A 15,599-nucleotide genomic window follows, 5' to 3' on the forward strand; every position below is an offset into this window, starting at 1 on the left:
CTCTCCCCCGCCGGGTTCTGGATGAACGGCGTCGACTACCTCTACGTCAGGGGCCTGTTCGCCGGCATCCAGGCGGTCGCGCGGCCGCTGGCGCCGGTGGCGGGGACGGTGCTGCAGTCACGGGTGGTGCGTACGGCCACGATGGGCTGCTTCTTCGCCCACCCCGACCGGATCGATCCAGCAGTGGCGGCGGCCGACACGGCCAACATGGTTGCCTCTCGCGAGGGGATCAAGACGTTCTTCAGCAGCGCCTACCGCTATCCCGGGACGGTGCAGACCGACGTCCCGACCACCGTCGCCTGGGCGACCCGCGACCTCACGCTTCTCCCCTACCAGGCGAAGATCGCCGAGCGGCGCCTCCCGCACGCGACCCACCGGTGGCTGGCGGGCTGCGGCCACGTCCCGATGAACGACGACCCCGACCTGGTGGCCGAGGTCATCCGCGAGACGGCCCGCACCCAGCCCAGCGACCAGCAGGTCGCCTAGCCGCGAGCCGCGAGGATCCCCCGCGGGTCGAAGGCGACCCGGATCTCGGTGATCAGCCCGTCCTCCACGCGCATCCAGGTGGCGGTCGTACGCTGGCCGGCGCTGAGCCGAGGCTCAGCGACCGCCGCGAGGAGACGGTGCTCTGCATCCCGCCGGGCACAGGCATCCGTACGGCCTTCGAGCAGTCCTGCGCGCGGGCGGGACTGGAGCCCGAGGTCGACCTGTCCGGGTCCAACCCGGAGACCCTGCTCGGGCTCACCGCGCGCGGCCTGGGCGTCTGCGTGCTGGCCGGGCCCATGGCACGAGGCACCGAGCTGGTCGCGACCACGATCGTCGATGCGGAGGTGCGGGCCGGGCTCGCGCTGGTCATCCGGGACGGCGACCGACAGCGTGCCACCCGACGCCTCTACGACCTGCTCCGCAGCGCCCTCAGCTGAGCGCGTCGGAGGCCACCCGCGGGTGGCGCAGCCCGGGATGGTCGGCCGGGAGCGAGCGCTGCAGGACGAACCAGCTCACCAGCAGGCACAGCGCCACCAGCGGCCAGCTGAGCGCGACCCGGGCAACGGCCAGGGCGAACACGTCACCTGACCACCACAGCGGCGCGAAGACCGAGACCCGGACGACGTACTGACCGACCCAGACCCAGCTCGCCCGCGAGTAGCCGCGCAGCAGCGCCGGGTCGCGGCGCCAGGCGCCGCGCTGGCGCAGCACCAGACCGACGACCACGCCCAGCAACGGCCAGCGGAACGCGATGCTGACCAACCACACCAGGGCGCTGGCCGCGTTGGCGGCCAGCTGGACCACGAAGAAGTCCTCCGCCCGCCCCGTACGCAGCGCGATCATCGCCGCGACGGCGACCCCGGCCACGCCCAGCAGCACGGCACGCGGCTTGCGGCCCTTGCGCCACTGCCAGACCGCGACGATCGCGGCGACCACCAGGGAGACCACGGTCGCCACCCACAGCTCCCGGCTGACCAGCCAGCCGACCGCGAACGCGACCGGCGGAATGGTGGCGTCGATCGCTCCACGGGCGCCTCCCAGGAGGTCCGCGAGGGTCTCGGCGTCATCGTCGCGGCGGCCAGTGGTCATCACGCGAGTAAGGGTAGCCTTACCCGCAAGGCGGCGCCGTCTCGGTCCGCGTACGTGACCTCTCGGCCGACGGGAGCGACGCCTCGGCCGACGGGGGTGACGCCTCGGCAAAGTTCACCGCGAGGGCAACCTGCGGACGTACGCCGGCCATCCGGTGCCGATTGGCTCGACTCGCGCCGCTGCTCGGGCACGCGGAGACGCCCTTATCTCACGCAGAGGATCCAACGTGTCGAACGAGCACCACCCCCACTCCCACAGCCATGACCACGACCACGGCCACTCTCACGACGGCCACACGCACTCCCACGAGGTCGACGAGATCACCCTCGCCGCCTCCTCGGACGCGCCCGACAGCGACCTGCGTCCCGCCGAGGTCTCTCGGCGCAACCTGCTTCGCGCAGCCGGCGTCGCCGGCGCCGTGACCGCGGGGATGGCCGGGATGACCGGCGTGACCCCGGCGATGGCCGAGGCCGCCACCGTCGCCACCGCGAAGGGCGGCAACCGGGCCAAGATCCGTCACTGGCTCGCCGGCGACCACCACATCCACACCCAGCACAGCTCGGACGGCATGTACCGGGTCATCGACCAGGCCCAGCACGGCGCCGCGTACGGCTTGGACTGGCTGGTCATCACCGACCACGGCGGCGCTACCCACGCGAAGCTCGGCGTAGACTTGGTCAACCCCGACATCGTGGCCGCGCGCAAGATCCTTCCGGAGACCCTGATCTTCCAGGGGCTGGAGTGGAACATCCCGGCCGCCGAGCACGGCACCGTCTTCGTCGCCCCGGGGCGCAACGAGGTCGCGGTGCTCAAGCAGTTCGAGAACAGCTACGACGGCAGCGTCAGGAATGCCCGCGCCAACACCCCGGAGAACGAGGCGCTCGCCGTCGCCGCGATCCAGTGGCTCGGCACCCAGAAGACCAAGCGCCGGATCGAGGACGCACTGTTCCTCGCCAATCACCCCGCCCGCAACGGCATCGACAGCCCCCACGAGGTGCGGGCCTGGCGCGACGCCGATCCCCGGATCGCGATCGGGTGGGAAGGCGCGCCCGGACACCAGGCCGGTGGCCTGCCGAGCGGCTACGGCCCGGGCAGCGCGCGTGGTGGCTACGGCAACTCCGCCGGCGCCGACTCGTTCCCGGGCTACCCGCCGGAGAGCTACCGCTCCTGGGGCGGATTCGACTTCTACACCTCGACCGTCGGCGGCCTGTGGGACTCCATGCTCGCCGAGGGGAAGCCGTGGTCGATCACCGCGAACTCCGACTCGCACCGCAACTGGAGCGACACGGCCGTCCGCGGTGGCGGCGACTTCAACGCCAACGGCCGCTACGACGACCCGGTCTACGGCGGCGGGATCCAGCTCAACCTGGCCGACTTCTGGCCAGGCTTCTACAGCCGGACCCACGTCGGCGCCAGCTCTCGTGACTACGGCGCGGTGATGCGCGGCATGCGGGACGGCCGGGTCTGGGTCGACCACGGCAGCCTCGTCAAGAGTCTCGACGTGCGGGTCGTCGCCACCAGCCGCCGCGGCACGGTCTCCGAGACCCTCGGCGGCACGCTGCAGGCGCCCCGCGGCAGCCGCGTCGAGCTGGTGGTCACGATCACCGCGCAGGACGTCCCGAACTGGTCGCAGTTCATCCCGGAGCTCAACCGGGTGGACGTGATCCGTGGGACGGTCGACGCCGACCACGCCTCCGGTGACGCCGACACGATGACCGCTCCGGACACCCGGGTCATCAAGCAGACCGACGTCTCGGGGCGCACCGGCACCTACACGCTGCGCTACGACCTCGGCGAGCTGGAGGAAGCCTTCTACGTACGCATGCGCGGCACCGACGCCAACCGGTCCCAGCCCGGCTACCTCGGCGCGAGCGTCGACCCGGCCGGTCCTGCCATCGACGTCGTCGGCGACGCCGACCCGTGGGTCGACCTGTGGTTCTACACCAACCCGGTCTGGGTCGTCCCGACTCGATGACCACCCGACCCCTGGCCGTCGACGCCGACGCCCGGGACCTCGCCGCCGCCGAGCACCTCGTCCACAGCCTGGACGAGATGCTCGGCACCGGCCGGCCCGAGGATGCGTACGTCATCAGCACCCATGTCGTGCGCGAGCCGACCGCCCGCTTCGTCGCCGTCCTGGACTGGCCCGACGGCCCGGCGGTCGAGGAGCTGACCGCGCTGCTCGCGGACGGGCTCCCCCAGGCGTACGTCACCCTCGACTCCCCCGCGATCGACGAGGCCGCCGCGCGCAGCGCCGGGCGCTTGGCCCGCTACCCCGGACGCACCAGCATCGAGACCGTGACCACGGTGGCGGCGGTCGAGGCCGACAGCATCGTCGACGCCGTCGAGGGGCTGGCCGGGATCTCGCTCGGGCCCGACGACACCCTCGACCTCACCGGGTTCGCCCGGCCGGTGTGGCGTGCTGGCCGCTGCGTGCTCCTGGTCCAGCGCGCCGCCGGCGGCCTGGTGCCGTTCGAGGTGCGCCACCAGATCCCCTGCTGCTCCGACCACTGACCCCGGCGAGCCTGCCTCAGACCGAAGCCGAACCCCGCGGCAGTGGCGCCTCCCAGTGGCGCCACATCGCCAGCAGCCGCCAGCCGACGCAGACGACGAAGGCGGCGGCCATCACCAGCGACTGCGGCAGCTCGAGGAAGAGGCCGAAGGCCACGATCGCGGCACCGGCGAAGGCCGGGATGGCGTAGAAGACGCTGCGGCGCAGGATGACCGGCACCTGACCGGCGAGCACGTCGCGGATCGCCCCGCCGCCGACCCCGGTGGCCAGGCCCATGACCGCGGCGGCGAGCGGGGAGAGCCCGTAGTCGAGCGCCTTGACCGCCCCGGCGATGACGAAGAGCCCCAGCCCCAGGGCGTCGAAGACGTTGATCAGCGGCCCGAGCCGGCCCAGCGCCGGATGGAAGTAGAAGGTCAGCAGACCGGCGACCATCGGCACCACGAGGTAGCGCCAGTCGGAGAGCGCGGCGACCGGTGTCGCGCCGATGGCCATGTCGCGCAGGATGCCGCCGCCGAGGCCGGTGACGCAGGCCAGGACGATCACGCCGAAGATGTCCAGTTCCTTACGGACCGCCATCAGGCCGCCCGAGAGCGCGAAGACGAAGCACCCGACCAGGTCGAGCACGAGAAGGGTCAGCGTCTGTTCCACTGCCAAATGGTCGCCTCGCAGGTCCCAAAAACCCCAAATGCCACGACCACGCCGCACGGGCACCCCATACGATGCAGGTCAGTGGCGTAGGGTCGTCACAACCGTATCTAGAATTGAGAAGAGGATGTCAGCCGAAGGATTGCCCCTGACTCCGGGCCAGCTCGAAGAGCAGGCTCCGGATGAGGCTGGTCCCGTCCTTCTGCGGCTCATCTCGGTCAGTGACGATGGTCTACGCATGCTTCTCGTCGATGACGAGGACCGTGAGTACACCGCCGACATCGACGACCGTCTCCGTGCAGCACTCGAGGCTGTGTCGACCCGCCGATCGGAGCAAACCGTGAACAAGACCCCGAGCAGCAGCCTGCGGCCCCGTGACATCCAGACCCGTATCCGTGCGGGCGAGAGTGCCGAGGAGGTCGCCGCTGTCGCCGGCACCACGGTCGAGAAGATCCTGGCCTTCGCCGGCCCCGTCCTCGCCGAGCGCGAGCACATGGCCCAGCGTGCCCAGCAGGCTTCCGTACGCCGTCGGCCCGGTGAGGCCTCCAGCACCGCCCGCACCTTGGGCGAGGCGGTCGGAGCTCACTTCCAGACGATGTACGCCGACCCGGGTTCGGTCAACTGGGACTCCTACCGGCGTCCCGACGGGCGCTGGAAGCTCACCGGTGAGTACGAGACCCCCGAGCGCTCCGGGATCGCCGAGCTGATCTACGACATCCCCGGAAACTTTGTCGAGCTCGAGAACGACGACGCCCGCTGGCTGACCGGCGAGAAGCTCGAGGAGCCGGTTCCCGAGCCGGAGCCGGTCACCGACGACATGCTCGCCGCCCGCCGGCGCCGCGCACAGAGCTCGGCCCCTTCGGCCCCGGCTGCACCCGCCGCACCGGCCTCCCCTCCCCCGGCTGCCCCGCCCGCTCCGGCGGCCAAGCCCGCTCCGGTCGATGTCGACACTCCGCTCGAGGCGTTCCTCGGTGACGAGACGCCGACCGAGAAGCAGGCCCCGGTCCCGGCCGAGCCCGAGCCGGCTCCCGTCGAGCCCACTGCCGCGGCCGCAGATGCCCCAGCCGAGGGCGAGCCGGGCGAAGATGCTGGACAGAAGCCCGCCAAGAAGTCGGCCTCGCGGCGTAAGCGCGCCTCGGTGCCGAGCTGGGACGAGATCATGTTCGGTGGCGGCAAGCCGGAGTGAACCGGCTCGTGTGACCCCGTTCACGGACCGGCCATCGGCCGGTCCGTGTCACGTCGGCGACCCGACCGATCAGTGTCGGCACCGGGTCGGGCACAGTTCACGCGCCGCCGATGAGGTGGATGGAGGCAAGCACTTCCACCTTTCTCGGAGGCCCCGATGCTTCTGCCCCATTCGCTGAGCCGACGCTCCCTCATCTCCCGCACCGCCACTACCGGATTCGCCGCGTCAGCCGCCATGCTGCTCGGCACCGGCTCGATCCCCGCCGACGCGGTATCGGTCAAGAGCGCCACCTCGCTCTCCGGCTACCCGTTCACCATGGGCGTCGCCTCCGGCGACCCGCTCCCCAACTCCGTCGTCCTCTGGACCCGGCTCGCCCCCGAACCGCTCGCCCCGGACGGCCTGGGCGGCATGCCGCAGAAGCCGGTCAAGGTCCGCTGGCAGGTCGCCGAGGACCCCGCCTTCCGCAAGGTGGTGAAGTCTGGCACCGTCACCGCCACCCCCGACCTCGGCCACTCGGTCCACCCCGAGGTCTGGGGCCTGCGCCCCGGTCGCGACTACTGGTACCGCTTCCTGGCCGCCGGCGAGGTCAGCCAGACCGGCCACACCCGGACCGCCCCGGCGTACGGCTCCTCGCCTTCCCGGGTGAGCTTCGCCTTCGCCTCCTGCGCGCTGTACAGCCACGGCTTCTACACCGCCTATCAGCACCTGGCGGACGAGGACGTCGACGTCGTCTTCCATCTGGGCGACTACCTGTACGAGTCGGGCGTCACAGCCGAGAACAACCGGCGCAACACCCCGGTCGCACCGTCCCTCGCCGGGGAGACGCTCGACCTGGCGCGGTACCGCCTGCAGTACGGCCTCTACAAGTCCGACCCGGACCTGATGGCCGCCCACCAGTCCCACGCGTTCGTGGTCGCACCCGACGACCACGAGGTCGAGAACAACTGGGCCGACGAGATCCCGGAGGAGCGCAGCCAGTCCCAGGGCGAGCTGTGGATGCCGCGGCGTACGGCTGCCTTCCAGGCCTACTACGAGCATCTGCCGTTCCGGGCCAGCGCGCTGCCGGAGGGGCCGGACATGCAGATCTACCGCAGCCTGCGCTACGGCGACCTGGTCGACGCACATGTGCTCGACACCCGGCAGTATCGCGACGACCAGGCGTACGCCGACGGCAGCGACCCCGCGAGCCCGGAGCTGACGCCCGACATCTACGATCCGTCGCGCTCGATGATGGGCTTCGAGCAGGAGGCGTGGCTCCAGCGCAGCTGGCGGCAGTCCAGGGCCCGCTGGCAGGTGCTCGCCAACCAGGCGCCCATGGCCGAGACCGATCTCGACGACTCCGAGGCCAAGACGCTCTACATGGACCCCTGGGACGGCTACGTCGCCAACCGCAACCGGCTCCTGGCCGGCGCCCGCACCAGCGGCGTCGAGAACCTGGTCGTCATCACCGGCGACCGGCACCAGAACTACGCGAGCAACCTGCTGGCCGACTACGACGATCCCGAGTCGGCAGTCATCGGCAGCGAGTTCGTCGGCACCTCCATCACCAGCGGCGGTGACGGCGCCGACATGACCACCGGCGGCGAGACCCTGCTGCGGGCCAACGACCACCTGAAGTTCTTCAACGGCCAGCGCGGCTACGTACGCGTCCAGGTCACGCCCGACGAGCTCTCCAGCGACTTCCGGGTGGTGCCGTACGTCGAGCGCCAGGGTGCCCCGGTCTCCACCCGCGCGACGTACGTCGTGGAGAACGGCCGCCCCGGCGTCCAGCTCGACACCAAGAGCGCCCCGGTCGGGACGAGGTACGCCGACGTGCCCATGCCGACGCTCAACCGCTAGCCGAAGGGCAGCGGCTCGGGCACGAGGGATACGGACTTGGCCCGGGCCGCGGTCAGGCGGCGGCGGTGGTGCTGGCGGCAGAGGACCTCGTAGGAGACCGTGCTGGGTGCCTGGTCGGTGTCGCCGACGACGACCTGGTCGCCCTCGGTGACCATCACGCCGTCCTCGACCCGGGCGTTGTGGGTGGCCCGCTTGCCGCACCAGCACAGCGCCTCGACCTGCAGCACCTCCGTACGGTCGGCGAGCTCGACCAGTCGAGCGGCACCCGGGAAGAGCCGGGTGCGGAAGTCGGTGAGGATCCCGAAGCAGAAGACGTCGATCTGCAGCTCGTCGGTGATCTTGGCCAGGGCCTCGATCTGCTCGGGCGTGTAGAACTGGGCCTCGTCGCAGATCAGGTAGTCCACCCGGCCGCCGTGGGTCAGCGCGTCGACGATGTGGCGCCAGAAGTCGAACTCGTCGGTGACCTCGAGCGCGTCATGGGTCAGACCGAGCCGCGAGGTGACCACCGCACCGCCGGAACGGTCGTTCACGGTGAAGATGAGACCCACCCTGCCGCGCGCCGCGTGGTTGTGGTTGGTCTGCAGTGCGAGGGTCGATTTCCCCGCGTCCATCGTCCCGGTCCAGAAGGTCAGCTCAGCCACCCGGAGAACACTAGTGGCTCATGAGACGAGCAGCGGGATCAGCATCTCGTCCGGGGTGAGTGATCCGTGCAACCCCACCAGGGTCGTCTCGTACTGGAACAGGCTCGTCGAGACCACCGCGTGCTCACCGTGCGAGGCGACGATGACGTCGCCGAGCCGCGGCAGCACCGACGGCGTGACCGGTCCGAACCAGCCGCGCAGGATCGCGGTCTCCCGGGTCATCACGTCGGCCTTGTCGCCCAGCTGCGCCGACCAGGTCGCGACCACGTCGTCGACCGCACCGCGCGAGCAGTAGAGGTGGCGGAAGCGAGCCTCGCCGCCGACCAGCGCGACCCCGTCGCGGAGCTCGGGGAAGTCGTCGATGTCGGTGCGGGACGAGGCGGGCGAGTCGACCATGCCGTGGTCGGCGAGCACCAGCAGACGTACGGACGGGTCCAGGGCGTCTCGGAGCTGCTCGGCCTCGGCGTCGATCATCGAGAGCTGCTGCAGCCAGGGCGAGGAGGCGACACCGTACTTGTGGCCGGTCCAGTCCAGGTCGCCGTCGTAGAGGTAGGTCAGCGAGCCCGGCACCCGCGAGAGGGTCACCGCGGAGGCGATCCGCTCGCCGACCCGGTCGGCGCCGACGAACTCCGCACCGCGGTGGGCGGCGATGGTCAGTCCCGAGCCGCCGAAGACACGCTTGTTGATCACCGTGACCGGGACACCGGCCTCGCCCATCCGCTGGAAGACGGTCTGGTTGGGCTGCCACTCGACCGGGTCGACGTCCTTGGGCCACTGCAGCGCGTTGAGCAGGTGGTCGGTGCCGGGGATCCGGGAGGTGTAGCCGACCAGACCGTGACCGCCGGGCGTCAGACCCGTCCCGAAGGAGGTGAGGCTGGTCGCTGTCGTCGACGGCACCCCCGCCGTGCCGGGCTGCTGGTCCTCGCTCAGCGACGCCAGGAACGGCGCCGCGTGCGCGTAGCGCCGCAGCAGGTTGGTCCCCATCCCGTCGACCAGGAAGATCACGTACGCAGCCGCCGAGGGCAGCTCGAGACCGGATCGCGCCTCGGAGGTGCCGAGCGGGACGTCCATGGCGGCGGCGACCGCCGGCAGGACATCACCCAGCGAGCGCTCCCCATACGCGGGAGCGAGAAACCCGGTCACCCGCGCCTCACCGGCTGTGGGTGCGAGCCGAGAGCGATTCCGCGAAGGAGAGCAGGCGGTCGACCGAGTCGTGACCGTCGGCGGCAGCCGAGACGCGCAGCGAGAAGTCGTCGGGGGTGAGCACCCCGGTGTAGCCGTGGTCGGCGTCGCAGTTGGGGTCGGAGCAGCCTGCGGGCTCCAGGTCGACGCGGTTGACGCCGCCCCAGCCGATGGTCATGACCACCTCGGCCGGCTTGCTCGAGCCCTTCGTCGGGTTCGTGATCATCCGGGTCACCACCACGGAGTTGACCGAGTCGATGCGCACGGCCTCGGTCGAGGTCGAGGTGTAGGGCTCGGGCAGCAGGTCGTCGCCGGCGTGCTCGTCGGTGTGGGCCAGGATCAGCCGGGTCGGGGTCAGCACCAGCACGGAGAGGTGGCGGCGCACCTCGTCGCGGTCGAAGGTCGGCTCGTGGTGCAGGAAGAAGGAGGACACCTTCTCCCCCGCCACGGCGGAGGCGACACAGTCGGCCACCACCTCGGGGTAGTAGCCGGTGCGGTCGATCTCGGCGCGCAGGTCATCGGCGCGGTCGAGATCATCGGTGCGGGTGCTCATGGCACCCATCCTTCCACGGGGTTCCACCCTGGCCTAGCCGGGCAGGGTGTCACCCACCGCCGGGTTGAGGCGGCGTACGAACCAGTCCGAGCGCGGATCGGCGACCAGGTCGACGCGGGCGTTGGCGGTGAGGACGGCTGAGTACTCGAGGCCGACCAGGACCAGAGACAGGTCGAGCGAGGAGATCTGAGGCAGGTCGTTCTGCAGCTGGGCGACCTTGAGGACGAGCCGCTCGATCTCGTCGACGTCGACCATGTCGCCGCCGCGATAGCCGAAGAGCATCGGCGCGGCCTTGATCTCGCGCACCATCGAGGCCGCGTCCCGCTTGGACAGCGGCGGGATCCGGTAGGCGCGGTCGGCCAGCAGCTCGGTGATCGGTCCGGCGATGCCGAAGGAGACCACCGGTCCGAACAGCGGGTCCTCCATCGACCGGATCGCGACCGGAACTCCTGGTGGCGCCGTGCGCTGCACCGTCAACCCCCCGGTCTCCGGCGGGATCCGGCTGGTGATCTGCTCCCAGGCCTCGGTCATCTCGTCGACGTCGTCGATGTTGCGTACGACGTGGGCCTGGTCGGGACGCTCGCGCACGCTCTCGATGGTCGCCTTGAGCACGACGTCCCAGCCAAGGTCCTCGGCGGCGGAGATCGCCTCCTCGAGGGTGGTGACCTTGTGGGTGTTCCACAGCTTGATCCCGTAGGCGGCCAGAACCATGGTGAGGTCCTCGCGGCTCAGGTCGCCGCCCGAGGGGCGCGCGGCGAGCACGTCGGTGACGATCTTGCGCGCCGTGCGCGGGTCGCACTCGTCGGAGCTGAGCCAGGGCGTCTCGCCGTCGGCGGAGCGCAGCCACACGGCGTACTCCACGACCTTGGCCAGGGCGCGCACGGCCGACTCGACCGAGGAGTACGACGGCACCGAGCCGCGGCCCGCGGTCGACCCGGCCACGTCGGGGACGCGGAGCAGCTCGGGGACCCCCTCGGCACCGAGGAAGCTGGTGACCAGCGGCTTGTCGGACTGCTCGCCGACCGCGGCGAGCACGTTGGCGATCTCCTCGCCGGAGACGTTGAGCGGCGGGATGTAGACCGAGATCACCGCGTCGACCTCGGGATCGTCGATGGCCGCGTCGAGCGCGTCCTCGAAGTCCTCGGCGCTCGGCTCGGTGGGCAGCGGGACCTGCTTGTTGACCTGCAGCCCGACCGAGACGGCCGCGTCGGCGGCCAGCAGCCCCAGGGCGTCGGAGTTGCCGACGATGGCCACGCGGCGGCCGCGCGGCAGCGGCTGGTGGGCGAGGAGCTGGGCGACGTCGAACATCTCGTCGAGGGTGTCGACCTGGATGATCCCGGCCTGCCGGAACATCGCGTCGACCGCCGCCGGCGGGGCGCTGATCTTGCGCACCGCGTGGCCCATCGGCACACCCTGGGTGGTGCGGCCCGAGCGGACCGCCACGATCGGCTTGCGCTGGGAGACGCGGCGGGCGATGCGGGAGAACTTGCGCGGGTTACCGATCGACTCGAGGTACATCATCACGACCTCGGTCGAGGCGTCCTCCTCCCAGTACTGCAGGAGGTCGTTGCCGGAGACGTCGGCGCGGTTTCCGGCGCTGACGAAGGTCGACAGGCCCAGGCCGCGGTTGTTGACCTTCTCCAGGATCGCCGAGCCGAGCGCACCCGACTGGCAGAAGAAGCCCGCACGTCCGCGCGGCGGCATCGTCGGGGCGAGGCTGGCGTTGATCTTGACCTGCGGGTCGGTGTTGATCACGCCGAGAGCGTTGGGTCCGATCAGCCGCAGCCCGTAGGAGCGCGAGAGGTTCACCAGGCGCCGCTGGCGCTGGCGGCCCTCCTCACCGGTCTCGGCGAAGCCGCTGGAGATGACCACGAGGCCATGCACGCCCTTGGCGGCACAGTCGAGCACGACGTCCTGCACCGCGTCGGCGGGCACCGCGACGATCGCCACGTCGACGTCGTCGGGGATGTCCTGCACGCTCTTGTAGGCGGGCATGCCGCTGACCGCGGTGGAGCTGGGGTTGACCATGTATACCCGGCCAGTGAAGTCGCCGATCACCAGGTTGCGTACGAGCGCCTGGCCGACCGTCTCCTGCCGTCGGCTGGCGCCGATCACGGCCACCGAGCGCGGGTTGAAGAAGCGGTGGATCGAGGCGGCCTCGGCCTCGTGCTCGCGCAGGGCGAGCCGGCCGACCGCGGTGTCGGTCACGTCGATCGAGAACTGCAGCGAGATGACGCCGTCCTCGTAGACGGAGGCCACCTTGTAGCCGGCGTCGCGGAAGGTCTGGATCATCCGCCCGTTGTCGGGGAGCACGTCGGCGGTGAACTTGGTGACCCCGCGCTCGCGCCCGGCCTGGGCGAGGTGCTCGAGCAGGATCTGCGCGATCCCGCGGCCCTGGTAGTCGTCCTCGACGAGGAAGGCGACCTCGGCCTCCCCCGGCTTGACCACGTCGTAGCGCCCGACCGCGATCATCCGACCCCGCAGGGTCAGGATGAACGCGACCCGGTCCTTGTGGTCGACCTCGGTGAAGCGCGCGACGTCGCGGGCCGAGAGGTGCGGCATCGGCGAGAAGAAGCGGTAGTACTTCGACTCGTCGCTGACCCGGTGGTCGTAGAAGTCGACCAGCAGGTCCTTGTCCGCCGACCTGATCGGCCGGATGTGCGCCGTCCGCCCATCGCGCAGCAGCACGTCCGCCTCCCAGTGGGAGGGATACGGCGGGGTCTGCTGCGCGGTCACGAGAGAAATCTAGCGGTACGCACCAGTCGCCGACCGCGCCACAGTCGTAGCAGACCTTGCTACACTGCATGTATGAGCACGACGATTCCACAACGCGATCTGCGCAACCACAACGCGCAGATCATCGACCGTGTCCGTGCCGGGGAAGCATTCATCGTGACCCGCGACGGCATCCCGGTTGCAGACCTCATGCCTCACGTCCCAAGCACGAAGCCGCCGGTATGGCGGAGCTCAGACAACGTCCCCCGCTGGGACGATTCCGATGCGAACGACGACGTCGCACGCGGCTGGCTCGCCGACATTCGTAGCCTCGACGATTTCATCGACGACTCCATCCGCGACCCATGGGAAGAGCAGCAGGGATGAGCGTGCACGACCTTGGCGTCCTAGACACCTCAGTCGTCATCGCTCCACCACCCAACCTCGCCGACTTCGCGGCCCATGTAGCCATCTCGGCCGTCACGGTCGGCGAGCTGTCTTTCGGGCTGTACACACCGGACCCGATCAAAGCCGCAGAACGCGAGTACCGCTATCGGAGCATCCTCGCGGCGTACGATCCCATCCCATACAGCGTCGAGGTCGCACATTGGTATGGCGCGATAGCCGCTGCCGTGAAGACAGGCGGACGCAATCCACGGAGCAGAACAGCCGACCTCATGATCGCGGCTACCGCCCGTCACGCCCGGGCTGCGCTCCTCACGCGCAATCCCGGGGACTTCAAAGGCCTCGAGCACATCGTCACGGTGGTGCCTGTCTAGGACAGGCTCTCGCCGTCAGTGGCGTACGACGTTGGCGCGATCGCGCTCGTTGAGCACCCGCCAACCGTCGTAGTCCCAGTTCCGCGCCAGCTTCTGGGCATGCTTGGGGGCATCGCCCTCGTGGTTGCGCAGGACGAGCTCGCGTACGGCGAACTCGATCGCCTCCTGGGGCGTGGTCGCGCCGGAGATCCGCTGGATCTCCGCGAGCAGCTCGGTGTCGAGCTCGATCTGGGTGACAGCCATCTTCAAGCACCTCCATGTGCGTCGAACCGGTGACTCCTGGACGGTTTGACCTATACAGCCAATGTACGCGGATGTGCGGCATAAGGAAGGGCTGCGGAAGCCGAGAACCTCACGCGGCAAGATCGTGGTCGAGGAGTACGTCGCGAAGCATGAACTCTGCCCGGGACAAGGGCGGTGGGTCTGGTCGCCAGGTGTCGGGTGGCGGGTGGCGGGCTGGTGTAGATGTGGCCCGTGGGTGTGATGGTGATGATGCTGCCGTCGGGTCCTGGTCTGGCCTGCCAGCCGAGGGCTTCTTTTGCTTGGTTGCAGCGCTCGCAGAGTCCTTGGAGATTCTGGGCGCTGGTGGTGCCGCCGTCTGCGTGGCGTTGGGCGTGGTCGACGTTGCGGTTCGGGGCGTCGCAGCCGTTGGTGCGGCAGATCCCACCGTCGCGCGTTTTGATGAACTCGGCCAGACTGTCGGGGGCCTTGCGGGAGCGGGACTCCATCGCAACCAGCTGACCGGCAGGGTCGGCGAACAGACGCCGGACGAAGACCTCGGCGTCGGTGAGCGCTTCACGTGCCCAGGTGGCGGGGACGGGGCCGTAGCCCTCGACCATCGCGGGCTGGTCGCTGTCGGCAGCCAAGGCCTCGGCGGTCATGACGATCTTGACCTCGATCCGGGGCTTCGCGTCGACGCCGTCACGTCCGGTGATGCGGTCGACGAGGGTGTCGGCCATGACCTGGCCACGGGTCCGTTCGTCCCCCGCGGCCTGGGCAGCCTTGGCTGCTTGGTCCAGTGCGGCGTAGACGGCGACGCCGTCCTTGACGGGGAGCAGGGCGCCGAGCCAGGTCATGGTGTCGGGTGCGGGCCGGATGCTGACGCGGCGGTCTTTCTCTGCGTTGGCGGCTCGGGCGACGACGGATTCTTGGTCGAGGGTGATGGCGAGCTTCTTGGCGGCGTTCTCGAGCTGACGCAGCCCCATGGTCACCACAGCAGGCGGCTCACCGTCAGAGCCGAGGGCGCAGAGCTGAAAGTCGATAACCCGGCGGTCCTCCAGCGAGAGGCAGGCGGTTTCGCGGGCGAGGATCGTGGCCTGCCACTGCGAGAACAACCCGGCCTTCATGAGGGCGAAGGTGTGTGGCATCTCGGTGAGGAGGATCTTCGCCAAGCCGAGCAGTTTGGCGCCCTTGGCCGGTGAAACCCGCCGCGCCAGCGCGATCTGGGAGGCGACGCCTTCGCCCAGCTTCCGGGCAGGTACCCCAGCCTCGGCCTGCCGGACGCGGGTGGCTTCGTCGAGGCGTACCGCTGCTTCTGCCTGAACTGCCTCAGCAGTGCACTTCACTTCTTCGAGCCGGCTGATCCAGTCGACCAGCTCACTCTCGGACGCACCCAAGGGCGGCCCGGCAAGGAGCTGGTCGACGGTCTCGTTCATACGCCTCATTATATGAGAAAGAGCACCACGACGCTACCTGTTTTTGCTGGTCAGCCCGGATTTATGCAGTCCGCGAACAAGCAACCTGAACCACGCGCCACACCCTCGCCGCCGCCCCGATATAGGCGAAATCTTTCTCGATCAGGTGCCGAGTCAAGGATGGCCGAAGGCCACCGCGAAGCGGCGGGCGAAGCCCGTCCTTGACTGTGAGGATCGACAACGCAGCCTGATCCTGTTGGGCTGTTGCCGAGGATGACGGGACGTGACCCTGTCCTTGACTGGCCCCGGGTGCCTTTGCCGCGACTTGTCCGTCTCGT

General features: G+C 69.9%; 16 protein-coding genes. 8 read left to right on the forward strand and 8 right to left on the reverse strand.

The annotated features are described in order from the left end of the window. On the forward strand, window positions 1-486 hold a 486-nt coding region (locus H5T77_RS23785; RefSeq protein ID WP_292653091.1), incomplete at its 5' end, for an alpha/beta fold hydrolase. Then, window positions 378-923: a LysR substrate-binding domain-containing protein gene (locus H5T77_RS23790; RefSeq protein WP_292653092.1), complete on the forward strand. Its 546-nt coding sequence runs from the start codon at window positions 378-380 to the stop codon at window positions 921-923. The genes H5T77_RS23785 and H5T77_RS23790, both read left to right, overlap by 109 nt. Here H5T77_RS23790 and H5T77_RS23795 read toward each other — a convergent pair. Then, a complete protein-coding gene (locus H5T77_RS23795) occupies window positions 916-1,575 on the reverse strand; it encodes a DUF3159 domain-containing protein (protein WP_292653105.1) in 660 nt (219 codons plus the stop codon). The genes H5T77_RS23790 and H5T77_RS23795 overlap by 8 nt on opposite strands. Window positions 1,576-1,801: 226 nt before the next feature. Between H5T77_RS23795 and H5T77_RS23800 the strand changes: the two genes are divergently transcribed. Next, a complete protein-coding gene (locus H5T77_RS23800) occupies window positions 1,802-3,550 on the forward strand; it encodes a histidinol-phosphatase (protein WP_292653093.1) in 1,749 nt (582 codons plus the stop codon). Further along, complete coding sequence (locus H5T77_RS23805) at window positions 3,547-4,089, forward strand: hypothetical protein (protein WP_292653094.1); 543 nt, start codon at window positions 3,547-3,549, stop codon at window positions 4,087-4,089. The genes H5T77_RS23800 and H5T77_RS23805 overlap by 4 nt, the downstream gene beginning before the upstream one ends. Before the next feature lie 16 nt (window positions 4,090-4,105). Here H5T77_RS23805 and H5T77_RS23810 read toward each other — a convergent pair whose 3' ends face one another. Further along, entirely contained in the window at window positions 4,106-4,735 is a 630-nt protein-coding gene (locus tag H5T77_RS23810) for a trimeric intracellular cation channel family protein (RefSeq protein ID WP_292653095.1), read from the reverse strand. 124 nt (window positions 4,736-4,859) lie between these two features. Here H5T77_RS23810 and sepH point away from each other — a divergent pair, with 124 nt between their 5' ends. After that, window positions 4,860-5,918 (forward strand): septation protein SepH, encoded by a 1,059-nt coding sequence (sepH, locus tag H5T77_RS23815; protein WP_292653096.1) that lies wholly within the window; start codon window positions 4,860-4,862, stop codon window positions 5,916-5,918. A 156-nt stretch (window positions 5,919-6,074) separates the two neighbouring features. Continuing rightward, window positions 6,075-7,757 carry an alkaline phosphatase D family protein gene (locus H5T77_RS23820; protein WP_292653097.1) on the forward strand — a complete coding sequence of 561 codons (1,683 nt, stop codon included), beginning with the start codon at window positions 6,075-6,077 and terminating at the stop codon, window positions 7,755-7,757. Here H5T77_RS23820 and H5T77_RS23825 read toward each other — a convergent pair. From H5T77_RS23825 to H5T77_RS23840, 4 genes are read right to left on the reverse strand one after another with little or no spacing between them, the layout of a single operon-like run. After that, a complete protein-coding gene (locus H5T77_RS23825; RefSeq protein ID WP_292653098.1) occupies window positions 7,754-8,398 on the reverse strand; it encodes a thymidine kinase in 645 nt (214 codons plus the stop codon). The two genes, H5T77_RS23820 and H5T77_RS23825, sit on opposite strands and share 4 nt — an antisense overlap. An 18-nt stretch (window positions 8,399-8,416) precedes the next feature. Further along, complete coding sequence (locus tag H5T77_RS23830) at window positions 8,417-9,541, reverse strand: alkaline phosphatase family protein (protein WP_292653099.1); 1,125 nt, start codon at window positions 9,539-9,541, stop codon at window positions 8,417-8,419. 7 nt (window positions 9,542-9,548) lie between these two features. Next, the gene (locus tag H5T77_RS23835) at window positions 9,549-10,133 is read right to left on the reverse strand and encodes a DUF5998 family protein (protein WP_160024207.1); all 585 of its coding nucleotides are present in this window, start codon (window positions 10,131-10,133) and stop codon (window positions 9,549-9,551) included. 33 nt (window positions 10,134-10,166) lie between these two features. Continuing rightward, on the reverse strand, window positions 10,167-12,869 hold the full coding sequence (locus tag H5T77_RS23840; RefSeq protein ID WP_292653100.1) for a bifunctional acetate--CoA ligase family protein/GNAT family N-acetyltransferase: 2,703 nt from the start codon (window positions 12,867-12,869) through the stop codon (window positions 10,167-10,169). 72 nt (window positions 12,870-12,941) lie between these two features. On the opposite strand from H5T77_RS23840, the gene H5T77_RS23845 reads away from it, so the two are divergent. Further along, window positions 12,942-13,235, forward strand: a complete 294-nt coding sequence (locus H5T77_RS23845; RefSeq protein WP_292653101.1) for a type II toxin-antitoxin system Phd/YefM family antitoxin — start codon at window positions 12,942-12,944, stop codon at window positions 13,233-13,235. After that, window positions 13,232-13,627, forward strand: coding sequence for a PIN domain-containing protein (locus H5T77_RS23850; protein WP_292653102.1), 396 nt, complete (start codon window positions 13,232-13,234; stop codon window positions 13,625-13,627). The genes H5T77_RS23845 and H5T77_RS23850 overlap by 4 nt, the downstream gene beginning before the upstream one ends. Before the next feature lie 15 nt (window positions 13,628-13,642). Here the strand turns inward: H5T77_RS23850 and H5T77_RS23855 are convergent, their stop codons facing one another. Then, window positions 13,643-13,870: a type II toxin-antitoxin system VapB family antitoxin gene (locus tag H5T77_RS23855; protein WP_292653103.1), complete on the reverse strand. Its 228-nt coding sequence runs from the start codon at window positions 13,868-13,870 to the stop codon at window positions 13,643-13,645. Window positions 13,871-13,920: 50 nt separating this feature from the next. Then, window positions 13,921-15,282: an HNH endonuclease gene (locus tag H5T77_RS23860; RefSeq protein WP_292653104.1), complete on the reverse strand. Its 1,362-nt coding sequence runs from the start codon at window positions 15,280-15,282 to the stop codon at window positions 13,921-13,923. Window positions 15,283-15,599: the final 317 nt, after the last annotated feature.

Source organism: Nocardioides sp., assembly GCF_014360585.1.
Lineage (GTDB): Bacteria > Actinomycetota > Actinomycetes > Propionibacteriales > Nocardioidaceae > Nocardioides.

Coding starts and splice junctions, on each gene's coding strand:
- H5T77_RS23795 (WP_292653105.1), bottom strand. CDS start 1,575: ATGACCACTGGCCGCCGCGACGATGACGCCGAGACCCTCGCGGACCTC.
- H5T77_RS23805 (WP_292653094.1), top strand. CDS start 3,547: ATGACCACCCGACCCCTGGCCGTCGACGCCGACGCCCGGGACCTCGCC.
- sepH (WP_292653096.1), top strand. CDS start 4,860: ATGTCAGCCGAAGGATTGCCCCTGACTCCGGGCCAGCTCGAAGAGCAG.
- H5T77_RS23820 (WP_292653097.1), top strand. CDS start 6,075: ATGCTTCTGCCCCATTCGCTGAGCCGACGCTCCCTCATCTCCCGCACC.
- H5T77_RS23835 (WP_160024207.1), bottom strand. CDS start 10,133: ATGAGCACCCGCACCGATGATCTCGACCGCGCCGATGACCTGCGCGCC.
- H5T77_RS23845 (WP_292653101.1), top strand. CDS start 12,942: ATGAGCACGACGATTCCACAACGCGATCTGCGCAACCACAACGCGCAG.
- H5T77_RS23850 (WP_292653102.1), top strand. CDS start 13,232: ATGAGCGTGCACGACCTTGGCGTCCTAGACACCTCAGTCGTCATCGCT.
- H5T77_RS23855 (WP_292653103.1), bottom strand. CDS start 13,870: ATGGCTGTCACCCAGATCGAGCTCGACACCGAGCTGCTCGCGGAGATC.
- H5T77_RS23860 (WP_292653104.1), bottom strand. CDS start 15,282: ATGAACGAGACCGTCGACCAGCTCCTTGCCGGGCCGCCCTTGGGTGCG.